At 46.8% G+C, this 20623-nt stretch carries 22 protein-coding genes and 1 pseudogene; 14 read left to right on the plus strand and 9 right to left on the minus strand.

Features of this window, described 5'->3' with window-relative positions:
• Nucleotides 1-2388: a TIGR03986 family CRISPR-associated RAMP protein gene (locus H6G46_RS00370; protein WP_011153732.1), complete on the plus strand. Its 2388-nt coding sequence runs from the start codon at nt 1-3 to the stop codon at nt 2386-2388.
• 8 nt (nt 2389-2396) lie between these two features.
• Nucleotides 2397-3512, plus strand: coding sequence for a hypothetical protein (locus H6G46_RS00375; protein ID WP_011153731.1), 1116 nt, complete (start codon nt 2397-2399; stop codon nt 3510-3512).
• A 75-nt stretch (nt 3513-3587) separates the two neighbouring features.
• On the opposite strand, the gene csx2 is transcribed toward H6G46_RS00375, so the two are convergent.
• The 5 genes from csx2 to H6G46_RS00400 form a co-directional block, all read right to left on the minus strand.
• A complete protein-coding gene (gene csx2 / locus H6G46_RS00380; protein ID WP_011153730.1) occupies nt 3588-4856 on the minus strand; it encodes a TIGR02221 family CRISPR-associated protein in 1269 nt (422 codons plus the stop codon).
• A gap of 339 nt (nt 4857-5195) precedes the next feature.
• Nucleotides 5196-6962 (minus strand): macro domain-containing protein, encoded by a 1767-nt coding sequence (locus H6G46_RS00385; RefSeq protein WP_011153729.1) that lies wholly within the window; start codon nt 6960-6962, stop codon nt 5196-5198.
• Complete coding sequence (locus tag H6G46_RS00390; protein WP_011153728.1) at nt 6959-7603, minus strand: MerR family transcriptional regulator; 645 nt, start codon at nt 7601-7603, stop codon at nt 6959-6961. The genes H6G46_RS00385 and H6G46_RS00390 overlap by 4 nt, the downstream gene beginning before the upstream one ends.
• A gap of 56 nt (nt 7604-7659) precedes the next feature.
• Nucleotides 7660-7962 carry an HNH endonuclease gene (locus tag H6G46_RS00395; protein WP_011153727.1) on the minus strand — a complete coding sequence of 101 codons (303 nt, stop codon included), beginning with the start codon at nt 7960-7962 and terminating at the stop codon, nt 7660-7662.
• Nucleotides 7963-8150: 188 nt separating this feature from the next.
• Nucleotides 8151-8843, minus strand: coding sequence for an HNH endonuclease (locus tag H6G46_RS00400; RefSeq protein WP_223211244.1), 693 nt, complete (start codon nt 8841-8843; stop codon nt 8151-8153).
• 1463 nt (nt 8844-10306) lie between these two features.
• On the opposite strand from H6G46_RS00400, the gene H6G46_RS00405 reads away from it, so the two are divergent.
• Nucleotides 10307-10681: a hypothetical protein gene (locus tag H6G46_RS00405; protein ID WP_223211243.1), complete on the plus strand. Its 375-nt coding sequence runs from the start codon at nt 10307-10309 to the stop codon at nt 10679-10681.
• A gap of 81 nt (nt 10682-10762) precedes the next feature.
• Here H6G46_RS00405 and H6G46_RS00410 read toward each other — a convergent pair whose 3' ends face one another.
• Nucleotides 10763-11269: a helix-turn-helix domain-containing protein gene (locus H6G46_RS00410; RefSeq protein ID WP_223211242.1), complete on the minus strand. Its 507-nt coding sequence runs from the start codon at nt 11267-11269 to the stop codon at nt 10763-10765.
• A 104-nt stretch (nt 11270-11373) separates the two neighbouring features.
• On the opposite strand from H6G46_RS00410, the gene H6G46_RS00415 reads away from it, so the two are divergent.
• From H6G46_RS00415 to H6G46_RS00425, 3 genes are all read left to right on the plus strand, one after another.
• A complete protein-coding gene (locus H6G46_RS00415; protein WP_011153722.1) occupies nt 11374-11616 on the plus strand; it encodes a Rho termination factor N-terminal domain-containing protein in 243 nt (80 codons plus the stop codon).
• Nucleotides 11617-11973: 357 nt separating this feature from the next.
• Complete coding sequence (locus H6G46_RS00420; RefSeq protein ID WP_158299054.1) at nt 11974-12144, plus strand: hypothetical protein; 171 nt, start codon at nt 11974-11976, stop codon at nt 12142-12144.
• Between the two features lie 602 nt (nt 12145-12746).
• The gene (locus H6G46_RS00425; RefSeq protein ID WP_011153719.1) at nt 12747-13340 is read left to right on the plus strand and encodes a hypothetical protein; all 594 of its coding nucleotides are present in this window, start codon (nt 12747-12749) and stop codon (nt 13338-13340) included.
• Nucleotides 13341-13900: 560 nt separating this feature from the next.
• Here the strand turns inward: H6G46_RS00425 and H6G46_RS00430 are convergent.
• Complete coding sequence (locus tag H6G46_RS00430) at nt 13901-14548, minus strand: recombinase family protein (RefSeq protein ID WP_011153718.1); 648 nt, start codon at nt 14546-14548, stop codon at nt 13901-13903.
• 204 nt (nt 14549-14752) lie between these two features.
• Between H6G46_RS00430 and H6G46_RS00435 the strand changes: the two genes are divergently transcribed.
• The 6 genes and pseudogenes from H6G46_RS00435 (at nt 14753) to H6G46_RS00460 (ending at nt 19126) form a co-directional block, all read left to right on the plus strand.
• On the plus strand, nt 14753-14974 hold the full coding sequence (locus H6G46_RS00435; RefSeq protein WP_011153717.1) for an AbrB/MazE/SpoVT family DNA-binding domain-containing protein: 222 nt from the start codon (nt 14753-14755) through the stop codon (nt 14972-14974).
• 50 nt (nt 14975-15024) lie between these two features.
• Nucleotides 15025-15756, plus strand: a complete 732-nt coding sequence (locus H6G46_RS00440) for a DUF4386 domain-containing protein (protein WP_011153716.1) — start codon at nt 15025-15027, stop codon at nt 15754-15756.
• A gap of 74 nt (nt 15757-15830) precedes the next feature.
• Nucleotides 15831-16148: pseudogene (locus H6G46_RS00445) on the plus strand (putative toxin-antitoxin system toxin component, PIN family); the annotation flags it as partial.
• Between the two features lie 1532 nt (nt 16149-17680).
• Nucleotides 17681-18262, plus strand: coding sequence for a hypothetical protein (locus tag H6G46_RS00450; protein WP_011153713.1), 582 nt, complete (start codon nt 17681-17683; stop codon nt 18260-18262).
• Entirely contained in the window at nt 18255-18839 is a 585-nt protein-coding gene (locus H6G46_RS00455; protein ID WP_011153712.1) for a hypothetical protein, read from the plus strand. The genes H6G46_RS00450 and H6G46_RS00455 overlap by 8 nt, the downstream gene beginning before the upstream one ends.
• Nucleotides 18840-18871: 32 nt before the next feature.
• The gene (locus H6G46_RS00460; protein WP_011153711.1) at nt 18872-19126 is read left to right on the plus strand and encodes a BrxA family protein; all 255 of its coding nucleotides are present in this window, start codon (nt 18872-18874) and stop codon (nt 19124-19126) included.
• A 65-nt stretch (nt 19127-19191) separates the two neighbouring features.
• On the opposite strand, the gene H6G46_RS00465 is transcribed toward H6G46_RS00460, so the two are convergent.
• A complete protein-coding gene (locus H6G46_RS00465; RefSeq protein WP_041428278.1) occupies nt 19192-19548 on the minus strand; it encodes a type II toxin-antitoxin system PemK/MazF family toxin in 357 nt (118 codons plus the stop codon).
• Complete coding sequence (locus H6G46_RS00470) at nt 19545-19796, minus strand: AbrB/MazE/SpoVT family DNA-binding domain-containing protein (protein WP_011153709.1); 252 nt, start codon at nt 19794-19796, stop codon at nt 19545-19547. The genes H6G46_RS00465 and H6G46_RS00470 overlap by 4 nt, the downstream gene beginning before the upstream one ends.
• 117 nt (nt 19797-19913) lie before the next feature.
• On the opposite strand from H6G46_RS00470, the gene H6G46_RS00475 reads away from it, so the two are divergent.
• Nucleotides 19914-20204 (plus strand): type II toxin-antitoxin system RelE/ParE family toxin, encoded by a 291-nt coding sequence (locus tag H6G46_RS00475; protein WP_011153708.1) that lies wholly within the window; start codon nt 19914-19916, stop codon nt 20202-20204.
• Nucleotides 20205-20214: 10 nt separating this feature from the next.
• Nucleotides 20215-20502 (plus strand): addiction module antidote protein, encoded by a 288-nt coding sequence (locus H6G46_RS00480; RefSeq protein ID WP_011153707.1) that lies wholly within the window; start codon nt 20215-20217, stop codon nt 20500-20502.
• Nucleotides 20503-20623 lie beyond the last annotated feature (121 nt).

A 20623-nucleotide genomic window follows, 5' to 3' on the forward strand; every position in this document is an offset into this window, starting at 1 on the left:
ATGACAGTCGGAACATTGGGCGTTGTTGGCAGTGCTAAAAACCTCAAATTACAACTTAGTTTTATCAACACAAGGCAACAGTATGTTCAAATAACACTTTTTGAGCGAAATTCTTTTAAGGTTGCTGAGGAAGAATTTTCTACTGAACTTGTGGAAATCATTAAAACAGCACTACCAACTCTCAAAAATAAAAAAGTTGAATTTGAGGAAGATGGCGATCAAATTAAACAAATCCGAGAAAAAGGTCAAGCTTGGGTTGGTGCCGCAGAACAGATTGCACCTTATGTTCTTCCTTCTGGAAATATTACTGAAACACCCAGAAATGTTAACGCTAGCAACTTTCATAACCCCTACAACTTTGTCCCAGCCCTACCCCGCGATGGCATAACCGGAGATTTAGGCGACTGTGCTCCTGCTGGTCATAGCTATTACCATGGCGATAAATACAGCGGCAGAATTGCCGTCAAACTAACAACCGTTACCCCTCTATTGATTCCTGACGCTTCAAAAGAAGAGATAAATAACAACCATAAAACCTATCCGGTTCGTATCGGCAAAGATGGCAAGCCCTATCTACCTCCCACTTCCATTAAGGGAATGTTGCGCTCTGCCTATGAAGCGGTCACTAATTCCCGCTTAGCCGTGTTTGAAGATCATGACTCTCGCTTGGCCTATCGAATGCCTGCCACCATGGGATTGCAAATGGTTCCTGCCCGCATTGAAGGTGATAATATTGTTCTTTACCCAGGAACCTCAAGGATAGGCAATAATGGCCGACCAGCTAACAATGATCCTATGTATGCGGCATGGCTTCCTTACTATCAAAATCGTATTGCTTATGATGGTAGTCGTGATTATCAGATGGCTGAGCATGGTGATCATGTCAGATTTTGGGCTGAGCGATATACCAGAGGAAACTTCTGCTATTGGCGTGTCAGACAAATTGCACGACACAATCAAAATTTAGGTAATCGGCCTGAACGAGGACGTAATTACGGTCAACATCATTCAACAGGAGTCATTGAACAATTTGAAGGATTTGTTTACAAAACCAATAAAAATATTGGGAATAAACATGACGAACGAGTATTTATTATTGATCGAGAAAGTATCGAAATACCTCTATCTCGAGATTTACGGCGAAAATGGCGAGAATTAATTACAAGCTATCAGGAAATACACAAAAAGGAAGTTGATAGAGGTGATACTGGCCCTTCCGCTGTAAATGGGGCTGTTTGGTCACGGCAAATTATTGCAGATGAATCAGAGCGGAATTTATCGGATGGGACTCTTTGTTATGCTCATGTTAAGAAAGAAGATGGACAGTACAAAATTCTCAATCTTTATCCTGTAATGATCACACGGGGATTATATGAAATTGCGCCGGTTGACTTATTAGATGAAACCCTAAAGCCTGCGACGGATAAAAAGCAACTATCCCCAGCAGACCGCGTATTTGGCTGGGTCAATCAACGGGGCAATGGTTGCTACAAAGGACAATTACGAATTCATAGCGTAACTTGCCAACATGATGATGCCATTGATGATTTTGGTAATCAAAATTTCTCTGTTCCCCTTGCTATTTTGGGACAACCTAAACCAGAACAGGCTCGTTTTTATTGTGCCGATGATCGAAAAGGAATTCCTTTAGAAGATGGCTATGATCGTGACGACGGCTATAGTGATTCAGAACAAGGCTTGCGAGGACGCAAAGTCTATCCTCACCACAAGGGGTTACCAAATGGCTACTGGAGTAATCCAACGGAAGACCGAAGTCAACAAGCTATCCAAGGTCATTACCAAGAATATCGTCGTCCTAAAAAGGATGGTCTTGAACAAAGAGATGATCAAAATCGTTCTGTAAAAGGTTGGGTAAAACCACTGACCGAGTTTACTTTTGAAATTGACGTTACTAATCTTTCGGAAGTTGAGTTAGGTGCTCTATTGTGGTTGTTAACCTTACCTGATTTGCATTTCCACCGTCTAGGAGGAGGTAAACCGTTAGGTTTTGGTAGTGTTCGTTTAGATATTGACCCTGACAAGACAGACCTAAGAAATGGGGCAGGATGGCGTGATTATTACGGCTCTTTACTAGAAACAAGTCAACCAGATTTTACAACTCTAATTAGTCAGTGGATTAATGCTTTTCAAACGGCTGTTAAAGAGGAGTATGGTAGCAGTAGTTTTGATCAGGTTACTTTCATCAAAGCTTCTGGTCAGAGTCTCCAAGGATTTCATGATAATGCATCTATCCATTATCCTCGTTCTACTCCTGAGCCCAAGCCAGATGGAGAAGCTTTTAAGTGGTTTGTTGCCAATGAAAAAGGTCGACGATTAGCCTTGCCAGCGCTGGAAAAATCCCAGAGTTTTCCAATCAAACCTAGTTAATAAAAATTATGCCTAACGTTATTGTTTCCCCTTGTGGCACCAGCCTACTCACCAATCAAATTGATGACTCCTTACGGAAGTTAATCAATCGTAATTCCAATTTAAAGGAAGCTGAAATTTCATCTGAAGATAAAGCGCAAATTGATCGCCATTATCAACAACGGAGCCAAGAACTTAACGAAGAAGATATTGAAGGGGCTAAAAAACTAAGTGCTGAACTCAATGGCATCTTAACTTATAGTAAAGGTCAAATATCAACTTCAGATCATTACTATCTTATTGCCACGGATACCTATGTCGGAGGTTTAACAGCAACGCTGGTTACAGATTGGATTCAATCCCATCAGGGCAATGCTTTTTTAACAATAATTAGAGATCTCTCTACAAAAGAGATTGAAACTTTTCGGTTAGCCATGTCCGAAATTGTGCGTTGGTGTGATTATGAATTAAACAATCAATATCCCCAACCAGCTTGGAAGAGAATTTTTAATCTTACTGGAGGATTTAAAAGCGTTAATGGCTTCCTGCAGGCCTTAGCAATGTTTTATGCTGATGAAAGTATTTACATTTTTGAATCAGATGGTCAGTTATTAACTATTCCTAAGCTACCGATTAAGTTATCACCTGAAGATGACCTTGCTAATAATTTAGATATTTTTAGACGATTGGCTATTTTAGGACATGAAATTCCTGCTAATGAATGTCAAAATATTTCTGGAGCACTATTAGAACAAGTTGATGGTCGAGCTTCTTTATCTGAATGGGGGCAGCTAGTTTGGCAGCAGTTCTCTGGCGGACATTATCAGAATCAACTTCTGCCACCTTTGACTTCAAAATTAAAATATTCTGAAGAATTCGTGATCGATATTCAGAGCTTGCCAAGAGACCGATTAGCTATTATCAATGCACGCCTAGATGATTTGACAAGATGTCTGGAGTCTAATGGTGAATATAATCCTCGCTCCTTAAGATTTCATTCTCTTGAGGGTCGTCTATTTCGAGGGCGACTAAGTCCTGAGCCCACCCACGAATGTTACGCTTGGTCAGATAAAGATGCAAAGCGGATTTATGGTCATTTTGAAGATAATGTGTTCATTATTGATAAATTGGGGCTGCATTTATAAATTGAGATCGTAGATTTAAAAATAGGAAAGACTACGACCCTAGTTTACTATTTCTAACTGCTAAAAATTACAGAATTACTGCTTGAGTAATGAATTGGCTATCTCTTCCAGTTGTGGAAAAATTTTGTTTGCCTTCTCCTGTAGCTTTTTGGCAGATTTGGGATCTTTTCTCATACCACAGTGGGCAAGGTCGTTGCGAATTTCAGTTAAGTCATTCCAGAGTTGACTAAGAAATTGATATTGGGATAAGGCTTGGAACTGCTCATCAAAGCTGGATGGCCCCACTGGCTCTCTTTTTTTTTGAACTGCGCCACCGTTATTGAGAGCGAAATTGATCTGCTTACGGTGGTCTAGAATTTGCTTTGCTCCCAAACGAAAAGCTACCACCGAGATCAGCCACTCACTGGCCAAGGTCATAGCCTGCACTGCTTGGCCCCGTTGCAAATACCAGTTAATCAACTGAAACTGCAGCCAGAGATTGCGTTGTAAATTTTCCGGTTCCCACGACTCCGGCAAGGCAAATTGCCCATACTCCGCTAGCAGTTGATCCTTAATCAAATTGAAAGGTTTAGCCCGTTGGTCGAAACTGTCACTGGCCCGGTTGATAATTTCCTCCAATTGCACCGTTAGCTCCAGGGTTTCCATCGGCCTTGCCAAGGCGATTGCCTGGGAAATTTCAGCAATGACTTTCCCGGCTTGGTCCAGACGACTACCGGGATTACGCACTTCCGGATTATCCCTTCTTTCTGCACCGGGAATAGCGGTCTGGAGCAACTGCGCCAAAGGCAACCCATCTCCTAAATTAACAAAGCGATCCGTCGCCGCTAGCCAATCTAAAAGACTCAGCATCGGTAAAAGATCATAGGTAGGACTTGATTCTCCCTGGGAGTTGGGGTCAAAAGCACCGTATAAAACCCCCTCCACCTGCACTTGCCGGACTGTCCGCAAATAGGAAATAGCCAGCAGGGCCACCACTGGTAAAAAACGATAACCATGGGTAAAGTCAAAGATAACTCGATCGCCATGGTCTAAGCAGTCAGTAATACAGTCAAAAATATCCCATAAATCTTCTGGGGCACTCCCTTCCGGAATGTCCTCAATGGGCCTTATTGTTACTTTATCGGCAAGACAATCTTGCAACCCCTGCCAATTGGTGACCTCAGCTCCTCTGGGCGCAACAGTGGCAACCGTCTTGGTTAAAAGCACATAAATTTCTGTCGGCCGATAAAAATCCACCAACGCTTCTTGAAAGAACCTAGTTTTACAAGTAATTTCAGGATTAGTAGGATGGACGTAGGTGGTTGTTTGATAGTTATTAAAACCGAGAAAAGAGATGATTTTCATGTCATAAATAAATTCAATTAGTGAAGTTCTTCAGTAAACTAAAGATTTAATTATCGCACATTAATTAGATCATAAAAATGGCTATAAATACAACATAATTAAGAGCAAGATTTAATCGGGTCAAGCTTTTCTCGTCCTTGGTATTCCTCCTAGGAATTTTGGCTAAGGATCTTGGGGTCTCCAATCCCATTTTCTATCATTAAATTCCTACCTCTTCTCTTTTTAAGTTTTTAATTTCAGAATTGATTTCTAGTTGTAATATGGTGTCTACCTAGGTTGTAGAAGTTTATGTTCGCTTAATGGTAACTTGGCTATTGATTAGTAAGAACATGGCGTGTATTACCAAGCGACGACCCGTTGAAATGCCTCTTGGTAATACTGCAAAGTTTCCTTATCAGCACAAATAAAAGCCACAGAGCCGATCGCCATGTTGGAGAGGAGAAAATTACTAACGGTTTCTAGCGCAATGCGGGCCGCTATTTCCGGGGGAAAACCCATGGCCCCACAGGCGATCGCCGGAAAAGCCAGACTACGAATGCTCTGGGAAACCGCTAATTGCAAACAGTTTTGGTAACAACTAACCAGTAATTCTTCTTCCCCTTGGTTTCCTCCTTTCCACTTAGGCGCAACGGTGTGAATAACCCAATTAGCCCGGAGATTAAAACCAGGCGTGAGTTTGGCTCCTCCCACCGTACATCCCTGTAAATCCTGGCAAGCCTGCAACAATTCTGGCCCTGCTGCTTGATGAATGGCTCTGGATAAAGCACCACTATTGGATAAATTACGATCCGTAGAATTAACAATGGCTTCCGCTTTTTCCTTGGTAATATCCCCCAACCGAGGCCCCTTTTGGAAGGCATAGCGCAAATCGGAATGACCAGCAGAACGTTGATAATTGCGCCGATAATTCTGAGCGCTGGCCATCTTTCGGTAGGACTTATACTCTCGCTGATTTAACTTTTGTTCCAGATCCTCCAATGCCGCCGCTTCCGGGGCAGACATGGGCAAATTAGCACCGACAATTTCTGCCCTGGCTTCCTGCAATACCTGACCGGCTCCCCCGTAGTCTCCCCGATCCACCCGTTCCATGGCTTCTTTTTTGGCCCGGGCGGACATCATCAAAGCCACCTGCTGTTGCACTTCTTGGTTGGACGGTAGGGCTTCAAATTCTACTTTGGTCAATACGGGCAGTTGGAGATTCACCATCAAGGTCTGTTTCTGCCTTTCCCCATCCAACCAACTCAACGTTACCGTACCAAGGATTTGTTCCTCTTTGATGGCTGGGACTTTTAGCCGTACCACCACATCAATGGAGTCACCGTAAATTAAATTAGGTAGTTGGTAACGTCCTTGATTGTCTAACTCAAAATCATTCAACAAATCCAACACCTGCACGCCAGCCTGGGAAGTGGCAGTCAAAGTAACTCCATTGCCATAGGTAGCGGCCAGACCTTGCAATTCCCGCTCAAAAATAGTCGGTAATTGTTCCGCATCGGCAACGTAGTAATAATTACCGTCCCCACTACGGGCCATGGCTTCTAACAAATCTTCGTTGTAGTCATCCCCTAAACCAAGGGTCGTAGTACTAGCTCCCCGTTGGGCTAAACCATGGACATCGGTGGCAATGATATCGGGGTTAGTTTCCCCTCGATTGGCTAAGCCATCGGACAATAAAATGATGCGATTTAATTCAGCACTCAAATTTTGACTAACTTGAATGCCTCCCTGTAGCCAACCGCCATGTAAATCGGTACAGCCCCCAGGATTTATACCCTGCACTAAGCGTTTGAACTGGGCTTTATCCTTAACTAAAGTACTAGGGATTAGGGTTTGTACCTGGTCATCAAAAATGGTTACACTCAGGTGATCGCCGGGGGACAGTTGGTCAATGGCATAGCACACTGCTTGGCGGGCATAGGTAATTTTGTTATGGCCTTCCATAGAACCAGAACGATCAATCACAAACCCTAAGTTTAAACTTGGTCGGGGCTGATCCATTGCCGGTGGAGAAGGGGGAGTAATCCGAATAATTAAATCTAGAGTGACTGCCCGTTCGGAACAAACTGCATTTTTGAGGGGAATAAAACTAACTTGGGGCGTATTCATTGATTAAACCTTTTTTTCTTGATTGATGAAAGACTTTGTAAAATTCTTTGCCAAAGATTCTCTTGCTCTTGGTGGGTACTGGGTAACAAAAAATCGTTGCGGACATGGACTTCTAAACCTGGCAAAATCACTAACCTTGTCCAAACAGAAGGGGTTGGTAATGCGGTTTTTTCTAAATTAGAATCATCAGCTTTTCCAACTTTCCTGGACTGGGATGGAGCCGGGGCAGATTTAGCTGACCTTTGTTGAATTTCTTGGAGAAAATTAAGGGCTGGATTAGCAGGAGTTAGGGTTAGTACCACCCCGCCCTGGAGTAAGGCTTCTAGTTCTTGATTGGTTTTTGATTTGGCCAAATTGTCGATGGCACTAGCTCCGTAACCCTCCACCAATAAACGCCGCACCAATAGGGCTTGTAAAAGATGGCGGTAGAGGTAACGGGCTTCTCGACCCTCCTTAAGAGGTTCATCCAACAATCCCATGCCGGTGTAATGCCTTACCAACCGGGAAGTCATCTCCTCCCGCACCCTGGTATGGGACTTTTCCTCCGGTAAAAATTGGGGCAATAATCCGTTGACTATTTCCACAAATTCGTCGAGGGACCAAGGTTTCGGGGCTTGGCTGAATTGTTGCAATGTGCTCATGGAACTATCCTAAGCACACAATCCAAAAATGTCAATGACAACTTTAATTGTCATTATTAGATTAAGAAAGAAAACTTCAACCTCAACTGCCCCGGTATCACATTCCCCCGTTGCCTGCGGTGAAAATAAAGATGACAGGGGGAGCAAAGAGCCTTTAAATTACTAGGGGAGTTATTACCTGGATCATAATCACAGTGGTGAACTGCCATCCTGAGCCGATACCGATCGCCGGTTGATAAACCCTTCCCTTCCCCTGGTTTGAGGCATTGCACCCCACACCGTTCACAAGCCCAATTGACAGATTGCTTTTTCTGTAGAGCCAACTGAGCCCACTCGGAGGGATAACGGTCATCTTTCATCGTGAATCCGTAGTAATTGTTGAAGTCAAAGTCTTGATAAGGGGACTTAACGCCTGTCCACCAACTAGATGCTATACAGTCTATTTGTTGTGAGAAATTTACCAGCAGTTACCCAGCATTTAAGCCTCCATCCTGATGAAGTACAAGAATTAATAACTTAAGGAAATTTTCATCCTCTTTTACGACATTTAGAGCTGCGCTACGATGCCTTCTGTAGTCATAGTCAGTGAAAATTGTTCAACTCTTTTATTAATAAGATTATTGTAGCTATTACCTGCGAGATACCACTCATCTAAGATATTCCGCGCCTGTTCTAGTCTAAGGCTTAATAGAAAATCCAATTGCTCTTGACTGAATCTTTTTCCTCGAACGTTGAGGGTACGTTTTAAACTTAACCTGAGCATATTTCTTGCTTCTTCAGCACTCTCTGTAATCCGGTTTGACTGGTTTCCTGTGTAAGGAAACCTCAGGGAACGCGCAATGAAATAATTCAAGCCTGGACTAACATATCGTAGGTTACGAGGATCATTATTTTGTTGATTTCCGTCCAGGTGATGGATTTCTACCTCTCCTTTACGTGCGTAGTAACCTCTACCATAAAGCTCATAGCCCGTGGCCAAGAATTTACTAACTTGATGTTGATAAACACTATCCTGACTTATATTGGTTTCGTGAAACTCGAAAAATCCACTATTTTCAAGCAGTTTAAATAATTCTGACCTCTTCCCACGAGTTAGGAAGAGATAGCCATCTTTATTGATTTTCCAAGAAGTAAAATCAAGGTATCCGAATGATTTTACCTTAGCAACACTTTCACGCAAAGCTTGCATTGAACCATGTCTAGTTCTTTTTCTTCTGTTGGTAGCTTGGGTTTTAAACACAGGTGGCAGAGTCCTTGTCATTTCAGTGGCCTCAGTAAAAATAAGTTAAACAAATTCTTCAGCTCGCTTTTGTATACCTCTTAGAAATCAGAAATAAGTTGTGAAGGTTCTCCCCCAGGGGGCGCACTCTCCTCCAGCGGGGCTGACGATTGCGGGCTCTTTGAGTCGACTTCCTCTTTCTCTAGACGAGGCTGAAGCAATCTTTATCTAGTTGATGTTGCCTAGGACGTTTGTAGTGCCCCGCGCGCCTTTACCTCTGGTAATTTATATTTTGGCTGCAGTGCTCTACTTAGGTCTGATAGGTTTTTAGCGATCAACTCCCAGGGGTCAATCTAATACTCAGTATAGCTACCATTTTCAATAGTTTACCCTAATTGTTCCACTTATTCCTTTGGTAGGGTGGCGATTTTTATTGATGGTTAGAAAATGAGGTTGTCTCTGATCTAAGTCTTAATCCGGCATTTCTTACCCCTAAGCATGCCCTTAAGCTTAGAAACTCTAGGGAAGTGATGGTGCTTATATTGAATAATTCTAGAGGTATATACGTCCAGGAAGAATCCTTTCTATTAACAGCACTCCGGCTAAAAAGTGGGAAGGAAATAAATGGAAGCACTGTTTTGTTGATCAATGCCTGGGGAGAGTTCCGCCCGCCTTTTAAGCTCCCAGTCTGTGTTACCCCTGCAGAGCTGGTGCAGCCGTTGGAAGAGGAACTGGAGGGGGCGCTAGTCATTAGGCGGGCGGCTTCCCTTTGTCCAGAAGCCCCTGGTCTGGAGGGAGCCGTAATCCCTCGAGTACAGCAGAGGGTGCCTCTCCTCTACAGCACAGTCGATACGGTTTTGTTTCCCTCCCGTACCTCCATGGCTTCGACTCCTCACCCACAGTGAAGCTTTATTAATTGGGCAGGGGGCAACCAAGGATGTTGCGAAAACAGTCCCGCACTTTATCAAGGAGCACATTAAGCGATGCTGGAAGGACCACTAACAGTAACCCTCGCTTACGTAGTAGTGGTTACTTTTCCATTGATGCCCATCGACCGCAAGAAGATAGCTAAAAGCTGCCACCGGGGTCTGGAAGGCACCATCTCTCCTCTGACATCCGGGAACTGAAACAACGGACAAGGAGGGCAAAAATTAAGGGTTATGGTTTGACACGAAAGGCGGAGCTGTAACAACAATTGCTCACCTTCCCCCGCTAGCACTACCCTAAACCCTGCCAAGAAGGTTGATGGTGCCAAAGCCCCGGCTTACTCCCTGCCGCTACTCCCCGAGATTTAGTTGCTGATGGGGTGAAGGTTCGTGGGCTCTAGTTACCCCTTTACCTGCCATCAAAAACATAGCTGGAGAAAATTAGCTGGCATTTTTAAAGACCCGATGCAGTGGAGCCCCTTTTTTCACAGGACTCATAGGTCAATAAATCCGGTGGGGGGAGCAGATTCTGGACACGGGTCCCTAAGTCCTTTCCCTTTGCCCCATCAAGGTAAGGCTTATCACAACCCCCTCTCCGCAGTAGATAGCAAAAACAGAGAGGAGAGAGAGACATACATTAATTGGTACAATGCAATGCCGCACCAAAATTTCGACTACTCTGAGCTATCCCCCAATGTCACCCTTAAACTTAAGGTCATTGTTGTCATGATTAAGGACCTTGACCTTAACGAAGACTTCCAATTAATTGGAGAGCTACTTGCTGAGGTCTTTCTAAACTATTTGCCCGCAGCTAAACAAAAATCTTGGGTTGAATCGGAACTACAAGGTTTAATGACTTTTACGGAGGCTATGGCATATTATCTAACTGAGATTCTGGGTGAAGAGGAGCTGATCAGTATAGAAAGGCTCTGACCGCCTATGCCGACCTTTAACCCATAGGAAAAGGAAGTGAACTGCCCCAAACAACGCGGCAGTTAACCGAGGAGTCCATGTTCAGGGGCTGAGGAGACCTGCCCCTCCCTTAGCTGGAAGTTCAGACCAGTACCACTTCCCACCGGACTTGTGAGCCCTCCACGGTAAGTCGTCGGGATAACGATTCTCCTGGGCATATTCCTGCAGAGTCCTTTTACTTTTCCATATCCCTGCCCGTTTCAGAAGCTCCGCTAACTCGGTAGTGGTTAATTTTTCCTCCTTTGGCGAAGCCGTGGACTGCCCCGCCCCATCTGGTAACTGATGCCTATCTAAACGCACCTGCAGGGACTTTATCTCAGCCATTAAACGCTCCTCCAACGCTGCTACCGTCTCATCAAGCTCAGCACGGGTAGTTAACCCCTCAGGCAGTGCGGGGGGATCCACATAATCGCCCTGCACTACCCGGGCAATGAAATGTTGCAGCTCACCGCTAGCAGAATTACCCCTATCCTTAGCCCACTGCTTAAAAGAATCCCACTGAGAGGCTTGGATGCGAAAGGTAGCAAGGGTGAAGTCAGAATTAGCCATTGGTGCAGAACCGCGAATGTGACCGAAGCAAGGGAAAGTAAGCCCCCTCTTCAAATGTATATACACAGGCAATCAATTTTATATAACCAAGGAGGAGAATAGCTATGTTGGAAGAAACGATCGCCGTAACCCTTGCCTACCTAGCAGTGGTCATCCTACTGATGGCTCCTGCCCAACGAACACATTCAAGCAAAGCTCCCCAGGGAGGCAGAGGAGCGCAGAGCCTCTGTTTAAAGCAATTGACCATCAGAGAACTCAAGCAAAGGGCGAGGAGGGCAAAAATTAGGGGCTATGGTTCGATGCGTAAAGTAGAGCTCCTCCAGCATCTACTAGCCTCCCCGGAGTAGGAGCACTGCTCCCGACCTGTTTTCCAGTAGCTCCCCCCTCTAAGAAGAACAACGATCACTGTGGCCCTGCTACTGCCCGAGCAAAACTACACTAGGTCCAAGGGAGCCCCTACCCAGCAGAGGATAGAGGACCACTGCTTCTCTGCCCAACAGCAAAAACCATAGCTGCTAAAAAGTTGGTGCAAGTTTTAAAGACCCTATTGACTAGGGTACCCCCGATAGTCTCAGTCCTAGGTGAATAAATCCGGGCAGACAATCCATTGTAGACGCGGGTCCCTAAGTCTTCCTCCTTACTTAAGCAAGGGAGGTGGAGACAGCCCTGTCCCCTCGGTGATTAACCAAAACAGAGAAGAGAAAATGACCAGTATGGTTGATATGGGTATGACCATTTCTGCCCTTGAAGCCCATACTCCCTCCATTAAGAATCCCGGAGAAGTAACGTTTGAGGACGAATCTTCACTGAATGCCCTGGGCGGCACCTCCCTTCAGCTCCCCATTGTGGATGAGCACTTCATCTTCCTTAGTTAGTGGGAGGGACGCTATCACCAACTCAGTGAGGCTCTTACTATCGGCAGATACGCCACCACTATCTTCTCCCCGGACATTCTCAAGGAACTGCAAGCTAAAAGAAACCACAGCTTGACCCTTTGTTTTACCATCCCCTGCTGGGTTAATCCTGAGACCTGGCATCTCGACAATACCGTTGCCAAGACCCGGAACGACACCATTATCCTCTGCCTTTTCCATAAGGGAGCTCTGGTGTTCGGAGGGGGCAACCATCTATCTATCTCGACCAACCCCCCCCAGCATTTTGAGCTCCTCCAGGACCTCGAGTCCCTGGCGGCGGGTATCTCAACGGTACTTCGGCTGCTAGTGCACAGGGTCCTTGAACCGGACGATGGATTACTCGTTCATCAGCCTTTTCTTTACTGTGCTGGCTTTGCCCGTGACCTGGTAACGGAACTGAGAGGGAAGCAAAAAACCACCCCCATCTCCCTAGGAGCCAACCATGGCTACCGCCACTAAGAAACTGCCATCTAGCTAGCGCCATTGCTTCAATCCTCGGCAGGGTAGGAGCCTATTACTCTTTCCCCCGCTGACCCTATTCAATATCAACCACCAAGCTCCCTATGCTTATTACCCTCGAGCCTACTTTCTACCTCCGTAATCACCCCCTCTACTATTCCCCCTATGACACATTAATGATCACTAGTATTGAATCCCCGATTAAGTTGAGTATCCCGGATGAGGACTTCACTATTCGAGAGGTGGGGTTCCTCCATGCTTATCGCTTGAACCTAAGTTTTCCCCCCGACCTGCTGCTGACATACGCTGATATGCTCAGCGATAGTGTTAGCAACGTTGCGGACTACTTTTTAGGAGAGGGTCAGAGCTCATGCTTCCCCGAAAATGTTGTGTCCTCCGCCCAACAGATTATTTACATTGAGGATTTTTACGTTGAGCCCCAATATCGCGGTCGCAATATTGGTCTCAAGTCCTTGGCACTGTTCTTGCAGATGTTGGGACAGGGGGCGATCGTCGCAGGTTGCCCTTTTCCTGCCGGGGAAGAGGATTCCCCAGGGGCCCGTCGCCGACAAAGACTGCTCATTGACTATTGGTCTAAGCTTGGCTTGCTCTGCCACTGCCAGAAGCGTAATATCCTCTGGAATGATAATTGGCAGCTACCCAAATGGTTAGAGGAGTGTCTCTGGCATGAAATATAGTCCTTAGTTCTGCTTCTTGCCCGGGGACACCAATCCACAGTGCTCCGTCGCTCCCACTTTTCTCTCGACTGTCGAGGTGGTGGTGGGTTCGGCAGCTATTGCTATGAGCTGGGAGTGTAACTAGGTCCTTTGACGGCAAACGACTGACCCCGCCACCACTGCAAGCAGGCTCGGGTATTGAGCCCTCCCGCCACTATCAATCCACTTCCCTGGGATAACCCACTCTCTCTTTGCCCCTAGGGGGTTAATGGCTGCTCTTTGTCAACTAGATCTAAGTAACTAAAATTACCACCGTTTCCATGTTTGTACTACACTAGAATAAGCTTCGCAGAAGCTTAAGAGGAACTAGTTCCTTTGCTAAGGTGATGAGGGCTCTCTTCCCTCGCATCGAGATTGAGCCTTGAGGGGGTGAGCAGAGGAATATACTCCACAGGGTAATCTCATCATGCTGGCACTATTCCCCCATACCCTGTGAAATGCTAATGCTCCCTTTCAGAGCAGAGGGCGATGTTTCCCTATCCCTACTTTGCAGTCGGGGGGAAGGGGAGCAGACAATGAGATTATCGGGGTCCCTCTGATTCTTGCTGTTCCCCATGGGCTTTTCTCAATAACCTTAGTCCGGCTTCTTTCGGGGTGCCGTCCCCATTGACGTAGGAGTAGAGGGTGGCGGTGCTGATATTGAGCTTCTGGGCTACTGCCTTGGCACAGGCTTCTGGGTTCTTCATCGCTTCCATTAACATCTGGAGCATTACCCTATCCATCTTCCTTGGTCTACCTCCCATCCTTCCCCTCGCCCTCGCTGCCTGTAGTCCTGCTCTGGTCCGTTCTGAGATTAACTCTGCCTCGTATTCCGCTAGGGCGGCGAACACGGCGAAGAATAGTCTTCCATTGGCGGTGCTGGTATCGATTTCTGCCCCTGCTCCCGCTAGCACCTTAAAGCCAACTTCCCTTTGCCGTAGCCCTTCGACGATCATCACGAGGTCTTTGAGGTTTCGCCCCAGCCGGTCTAGTTTCCACACTACTAAGGTGTTACCTGGTTGCAGTGCTTTGAGCCCTGCTTCTAATCCTGGACGCTGAGAGTTTCTACCGGAACCGCAATCTTGATAAATCCGGTCTTCCTTTACTCCGGCTGCTAGTAGGGCGTCTTTCTGCAAATCTAGGTGCTGGCTTCCGTCTGTTTTGGAAACCCTCATATAACCAATGAGCATAGTGATGAGCCTAAAAAGCTATAACGGGGGGGTCCAACTTGCTTTGAATAGTAGACCACTTTTCTTACACGCTTAGGGGGGTGAAACCATCGCCGGGGGCACTGCTTAAAAACCAGTCGTTTTCTTTGCTCTTACTCCAAGCTCATCCACTGTTTATCCTAAAGTAAGGATTCCTTTCTTTCTGTCTTTCCTCCTGGGGCTGTTATGCTTGCTAAGTTGACATCTAAGAATCAGCTCACTTTACCTAAGTCGGTTACCCAACAGATTGGTGCGGCGGAATACTTTGAGGTCACGGTGCAGAGTGGGCAGATTATTCTTACCCCGGTTAGGATCCAACGGGCTGATGCGGTCAGAGCTAAGTTGGCTCTTCTGGACATAATAGAGGAAGACATTAACAATGCCGTGGATTGGGCGCGTCAGTCATGAAGACAGCTCCACGGGTTGTTAGACGGCGGGAGTAACAGGAGGGTGCTAACATGACAAACCGAATGATAGAGACTTCACCGCTAGTCTATGCAAGAGCCGCTGGGCTCCTGTACCTCATTATCATTGTGCTCGGTCTGTTCGCTGAAATATTCGTGCGTTCATCAATCATTACTCCTGGTGATGCCACTGCCACCGCCGGGAGTATCTTGGGAGCAGAGGGACTCTTCCGTGCCGGGTTTTTAGCCGACTCGATCATGTTACTGAGCGATGTGGCGCTTGCCGTGTTGCTGTTCACCCTCCTGAAGCCGGTCAATAAGACCCTCGCGCTTGTCGCGTTGTTTTTTCGGCTGACGCAGACGGCGGTGATCGCCGTCAATCTACTTAACTACTACGCGGCGGTACTTCTGCTGAAGGGACCAGGCTACGCAACGATCTTCGGAGTAGCCCAGCTCAACTCGCTATCGTTGCTGTTTCTCGACCTGCATAGTTATGGGTATGACTTGGGACTGATTCTGTTTGGGGTTCATTGCCTGATTCTCGGCTACCTGATTGCCAAGTCACTATACCTGCCGAAGGCCATTGGGTATCTTGTGATGGCAGCTGGAGTCACCTATTTAATTGGTAGCTACACTCGATTTCTGTTCCCCGACTTTGTTGGAGCTGTGTCGCCGATTTACGTGGTGCCCATAGTGTCTGAACTCTCTCTGTGTCTGTGGTTGCTCATTAAAGGCGTCGACCTAGAACGCTGGAGGGAAGTTACAGGGAGTGCCGGCGTTGTGTAGTCCGCAGACCCCTCGTCTAACGCTCCGGTTGTAGCTCTGGGGGGTCCCACAGGTAATTACGTGATAAATGGCAGGCTGGGGACTGTATCCTTTTGATATCAAAGGTAACGGTTAAAGAACTAATGCAGGTGCTTACCTACCTCAAGTTCAGGCTCAATGCAGCTGAACAAGAGGAATTGTTGGCTGACTATCTACCTTTTTGCGAAACAGTGGAGATACCCAACCCTCCACCGCCAACTCCCCTATGTAGAGATCCCTTTGATGTGCCCTTTTTGGTCTTGGCATTGGTTGGGCAGGCTGATTACTTAATTACAGGGGACAAAGACCTACTGGAACTGGAGGAGCCTTTTCCCTGTCCGATTGTTGCGTTAGAGCAGTTTTTGTTTAAATGAATGGGTCTGGGTGGCTGCTAAACTCTCTTGCGCTGTTGAGGGCAACTTCCGTAAAGAAGCTGGACTAGTTTTAAGAAGTGCAGGGAGAGTAAAGACAATAAGTGCGGACCCTCTACCCCTAACCAAAGGCTTCCCGCAACCCGGAGAATCAGGCGTAGTCGGAAGTGATGATGTGGCTGTACAGACCCAGGGGGGTGTCGACGGCGATTACTGGGGTTTGTTAGAGTCATAGTGGGGATGTCAGAGTAATAGATAAGCTGGCTTCCATAGGGTCTTTTTTTGAGTGCTTTCCCTCTTCTTCACTCGGCACTACCATTGTCGATTTTCACTCCCACTCTTCTACTGTTGGGGTACTATGCCGACCACTCCCCAGTTTTCCTCTCTGCTGGTCTGCCCTGTAACATCCTCTTCTCTGATGCTGTTTTGGAGACAATGGCTCTAGTTCCCTCAGCGGCTCTGACTCGGTGACTTTTAGAGGCATCCTAGGGTAGCTCCCCACTTACTACCGCAGCTGGGGTTGGCGGGGAATACCGGGGGCTAACGGGGAGGTGAGGGGCTGTAATTGAATGCAAAACTAAAGCTCCCCTGGGCTAATGCAGGGGCGCAGGGCAGGACTAATTCTGGGCTGGGTCTACTTTCCATCCTGCTCACCCCGTTGTTGCTGGCGGGAACCCTTTGTTTAGTGGAGGGCTCTGGAGGACTAGCTTTTCTTGTTCCTTTTTCTCCAGCCCTGCCATTGAGGTAAAGCGAATTCTTCAGCTCGCTTTTGTATACCTCTTAGAAATCAGAAATAAGTTGTGAAGGTTCTCCCCCAGGGGGCGCACTCTCCTCCAGCGGGGCTGACGATTGCGGGCTCTTTGAGTCGACTTCCTCTTTCTCTAGACGAGGCAGAAGCAATCTTTATCTAGTTGATGTTGCCTAGGACGGTTGTGGCAAAGACGCCATTTTAAGTTTTTGGTACTCATAAGCACTTTTTCTCCGCCAGCAATTTAATGCAGACTGTCATATGGTATCAGGCTTTAGTAAAGAACCATAATCCCCGCCATCGAATTCTGGCAACAGGTCCCGAAGTTTTATCACCTGGAAAACGATCTCCAAGGGATAGGAGACAGCTTCTACCAACGGTAGTTTGCCAACTACTGGTCAGGTGGGTATAAAGCGGCGATCTCCCTAACTTTTGCCTGCTCTATTTGGTCAGTAATTTGGTCAGTAAGAGCCTCTTCGCTTAAATTTATTGTCCAATTACGAGCCATGGTACTGATACCCCTGCTTAAAAATAGCTCTTGCTGTTTCGGCCACTAATCGGGGGATTTTGATTATGGGACCCCTTACTCCCAAAAAAAGCAAAAACTTAGAGGGTATGATAGCAAAGATGAGTCGGCTTTCGATGGAAGTATTGATGGGCCAGTGTGCTCTTTCCAAGTCGAGTATTTATCGTTATCTCAATAGCTAATAGCTCCACGTGGGTGAGGCCATTAAGCATTAAGTAGCTACGATGGTTCAGACGGTTTTTATCTTTTCGGAGGAACTTGGTGAAGATAGTCGTATTTAACGGCAAGGGAGGAGTTGGGAAAAGTACCATCGCCGCCAATTTAGCCGTCATTTCTGCCAGTCCCCTGCTTGATGCAGATCCCCAGGCAACTTGTTGTTACTGGGCCGATCGCCGTGGGTCTAATAGTCCCGAAGTTGTGGATGTGTCTTTGGGTCGGGTGGCAATTCGGTTGAAAGCGCTAGAAAGAGCGATTGTTGATTTACCCGGTGCCTCTGTGCCCGGAGTACATGACGCATTGTCTGTTGCTGATGTGGTTTTGGTGCCAGTGGTGTATGACCAAGCAACGCTAGATGCTTTGCCAGCCACTTTGGAGTTAGCGCGCAATGCCCATCGTCCTACAACAATGTTACTTAATCGACTCCATCCCCGTGCCCATGCAGACGGAATTGTAACTTCCTTAGCTCCGTTAAATGTCCCCATTTGCTTGACCCCAGTGCGAGAACGAGCCAGTCATCGAGATTGGTGGTCCCAGGGGTTAGTGGCTGCTGATTTTCCCGACACCGACGCTGGGGGCGATATTCTGCAAATATGGCAGTGGTTGCAAACACAGAATTATGCCTAAAAAACTATCAGTTCCTGAAATTCGGGTTACGTCGTCAGAACAGCAGGGTCTGTTTGCTCAAGCGGCCGACCCTATCACTCCATTGAAAGAAATTGATATGAACGGCGCCACCCTAATGGAGCTGGAGGATATTGTTAAAGCTGCTCACCAGTCTTTCCAGTCCCATTTAGGGGATGCACTGCAAGCTGGCTTAATTGCCGGCAAAGCGTTGTTAACGGCGAAACAACAGTTTACTTACAATCGCCAAACTGGGGGTTTTCGAGGTTGGCTAGAACGAATTGAGGTAAGCAAATCCACCGCCTATCGATATATTGAACTTGCCACAAACGAGCCAATTGTGTCCCAGGCTGGGACACTTTCGGAAGCGATGGAACGATTAGCCCAACATCGGGCAGAACAGCGGGCCCTGAAGGCAGGGGAAGAACAAGTAGAGGTCAAAAAACGTCGGGTGACTCTCAAGTTGAGTAATGAGCGTGATCAGAAGCTGGAAAGCATTGCCAAAAGTCGGGGGGGGGATGTGTCAGCTTTGATAAAGGAAATTGTTGAGCAATGGTTAGCCAATGAGCAGGATAGCTAAATTCCTCAGCCTTTCTAGAAAGAACAATTCCCATGGGCACTGCCACTAGATATACGGTCAGCATTGCCAGGTCTGGGCTCCGTCTGCGGGAGTCTCGTATTATTGCCGACTTACTCCTACAGAAAATTAGTGATGGGGATTGGCAGAGGAAAATTCTGGAGGAAAACGTTCTTCAAATTGGCAATGTTGAATCGATAAAAAGGATTGCTCACCTACTACGTTCCCGTATAGAGCCCCTAGGGGAGTCATTATGGTTACTGATTCGGGATGGCGACGCCTCCCATTGACCATCTCGAACATCAGTTTGGGGATCATTAAGGGACTGACGAAGAAACATCCATCGCTTAGGGTCTCATCCAATAATTAGCTGGAGAACCGCCAAGACCTGATCCACAAAACTAGGGGGAAGGACTTCTCCCGTATCCCGCCACCAACGCAAACTTAAATCCACAGTGCGGATTTGCTCAGCAATAACCGATCCTTGTACCCGATAACCATCAGGAAGGACAACCAACGTCTGAATTTCTGGCTTAATGGTATTCGTAATTGGGGAAACAATGATCAAGCCATTGCGGGCCTTATTAAAGGCAGTATGGCTCAAAACCAGACATGGCCGCGCCTCTCCCATTTGTTCTCGCCCCTGGGTGGGATTGAGGTTTAAGCGAATTACCGCCCCCCGTTCAGGATATTGCGGGACGGTTGAGGTCATAACCATTCCTGGCCGGTCGCCTCACTCTCCACAAAATCGGACACATCACCGGGATAGGTAAAATCGGCAGGAATAGATGTCAAAAGTGCCTCCAATGACCCAGGGGAAGACCGTTTACGAATCATCAGCCCCTGCTCCGTTTCCACCAAATCCACCACCGTTGATTCATCAAACCCCCAACTGATGGCCAAGGGGTGCGGAATGCGTAACCCGATGCTATTTCCCCACTTTTTGAGCCGGACTTCCATTAGCCCCTCCTGAGTTATACAAAATATAATTACTCAATTCTAATCCCAAGCCCCCTCAGATTAATGCCCGCTTCAAATACATTAAGCAATTTGTATCTTTTGGGATACAATAGGGGGATGATTGAAATCCGGCAAACAGAAACCTATGCCCGTTGGTTTAAGTCTTTGCGGGATTGCCAGGCAAAAGCCCGAATTGATATTCGTATTCGCCGTCTATCCTTGGTTAATGCTGGGGACGTTAAGTCGGTAGGGGGTGGGGTTTCAGAACTTCGGATTAACTACGGCCCCGGCTATCGCATCTATTTCACCCAGCAGGGAGAACAGTTAATTATTTTGTTGGCTGGCGGCGACAAGCAGACCCAATCCAATGACATCACCATTGCCCGTGATTTAGCCAAAGAACTATAAGGTCAATTCAATGGAAACCCTTAAAACTATCCCTTGGGATGCCGCCGATCACCTAGAAAGCCGTGAAGACATGGCCGCTTATCTCGAAGCCGCCCTTGAAGAAGGAGACCCTGCTCTAATCCTCGTAGCGCTGGGAGACATAGCCCGTTCCAAAGGGATGACACTGATTGCAAAGGAAACAGGATTGGGACGGGAAAGCCTCTATAAAGCCCTATCTGCCAATGGAAATCCTGAATTTGTAACGGTTTTGAAAGTCATGGAAGCCCTAGGACTACGCCTCCAAGCCACGACACTCTAAGGGAAGGTAATGTTACCTCGGACAGTTGTAGTGCCCTAATAGCCTTGACAAAGCCACGCTTCCTTCGCTGGCAATGGGAAGAGGCAACCGTGACCACATCAGCAATCCGGTTGACTAAAAA

It is taken from the genome of Synechocystis sp. FACHB-908 (genome assembly GCF_014698595.1).
In the GTDB taxonomy this organism is placed as follows: domain Bacteria; phylum Cyanobacteriota; class Cyanobacteriia; order Cyanobacteriales; family Microcystaceae; genus Synechocystis.

Excerpts from the sequence above, each read along its gene's own strand:
- H6G46_RS00420 (WP_158299054.1), top strand. The coding sequence starts at position 11,974 with ATGACCAGTATGGTTGATATGGGTATGACCATTTCTGCCCTTGAAGCC.
- H6G46_RS00390 (WP_011153728.1), bottom strand. The coding sequence starts at position 7,603 with ATGAGCACATTGCAACAATTCAGCCAAGCCCCGAAACCTTGGTCCCTC.
- H6G46_RS00410 (WP_223211242.1), bottom strand. The coding sequence starts at position 11,269 with ATGGCTAATTCTGACTTCACCCTTGCTACCTTTCGCATCCAAGCCTCT.
- csx2 (WP_011153730.1), bottom strand. The coding sequence starts at position 4,856 with ATGAAAATCATCTCTTTTCTCGGTTTTAATAACTATCAAACAACCACC.
- H6G46_RS00440 (WP_011153716.1), top strand. The coding sequence starts at position 15,025 with ATGACAAACCGAATGATAGAGACTTCACCGCTAGTCTATGCAAGAGCC.
- H6G46_RS00375 (WP_011153731.1), top strand. The coding sequence starts at position 2,397 with ATGCCTAACGTTATTGTTTCCCCTTGTGGCACCAGCCTACTCACCAAT.
- H6G46_RS00370 (WP_011153732.1), top strand. The coding sequence starts at position 1 with ATGACAGTCGGAACATTGGGCGTTGTTGGCAGTGCTAAAAACCTCAAA.
- H6G46_RS00460 (WP_011153711.1), top strand. The coding sequence starts at position 18,872 with ATGGGCACTGCCACTAGATATACGGTCAGCATTGCCAGGTCTGGGCTC.
- H6G46_RS00475 (WP_011153708.1), top strand. The coding sequence starts at position 19,914 with ATGATTGAAATCCGGCAAACAGAAACCTATGCCCGTTGGTTTAAGTCT.
- H6G46_RS00395 (WP_011153727.1), bottom strand. The coding sequence starts at position 7,962 with ATGAAAGATGACCGTTATCCCTCCGAGTGGGCTCAGTTGGCTCTACAG.
- H6G46_RS00470 (WP_011153709.1), bottom strand. The coding sequence starts at position 19,796 with ATGGAAGTCCGGCTCAAAAAGTGGGGAAATAGCATCGGGTTACGCATT.
- H6G46_RS00455 (WP_011153712.1), top strand. The coding sequence starts at position 18,255 with ATGCCTAAAAAACTATCAGTTCCTGAAATTCGGGTTACGTCGTCAGAA.
- H6G46_RS00385 (WP_011153729.1), bottom strand. The coding sequence starts at position 6,962 with ATGAATACGCCCCAAGTTAGTTTTATTCCCCTCAAAAATGCAGTTTGT.
- H6G46_RS00465 (WP_041428278.1), bottom strand. The coding sequence starts at position 19,548 with ATGACCTCAACCGTCCCGCAATATCCTGAACGGGGGGCGGTAATTCGC.
- H6G46_RS00415 (WP_011153722.1), top strand. The coding sequence starts at position 11,374 with ATGTTGGAAGAAACGATCGCCGTAACCCTTGCCTACCTAGCAGTGGTC.
- H6G46_RS00425 (WP_011153719.1), top strand. The coding sequence starts at position 12,747 with ATGCTTATTACCCTCGAGCCTACTTTCTACCTCCGTAATCACCCCCTC.
- H6G46_RS00480 (WP_011153707.1), top strand. The coding sequence starts at position 20,215 with ATGGAAACCCTTAAAACTATCCCTTGGGATGCCGCCGATCACCTAGAA.
- H6G46_RS00435 (WP_011153717.1), top strand. The coding sequence starts at position 14,753 with ATGCTTGCTAAGTTGACATCTAAGAATCAGCTCACTTTACCTAAGTCG.
- H6G46_RS00430 (WP_011153718.1), bottom strand. The coding sequence starts at position 14,548 with ATGCTCATTGGTTATATGAGGGTTTCCAAAACAGACGGAAGCCAGCAC.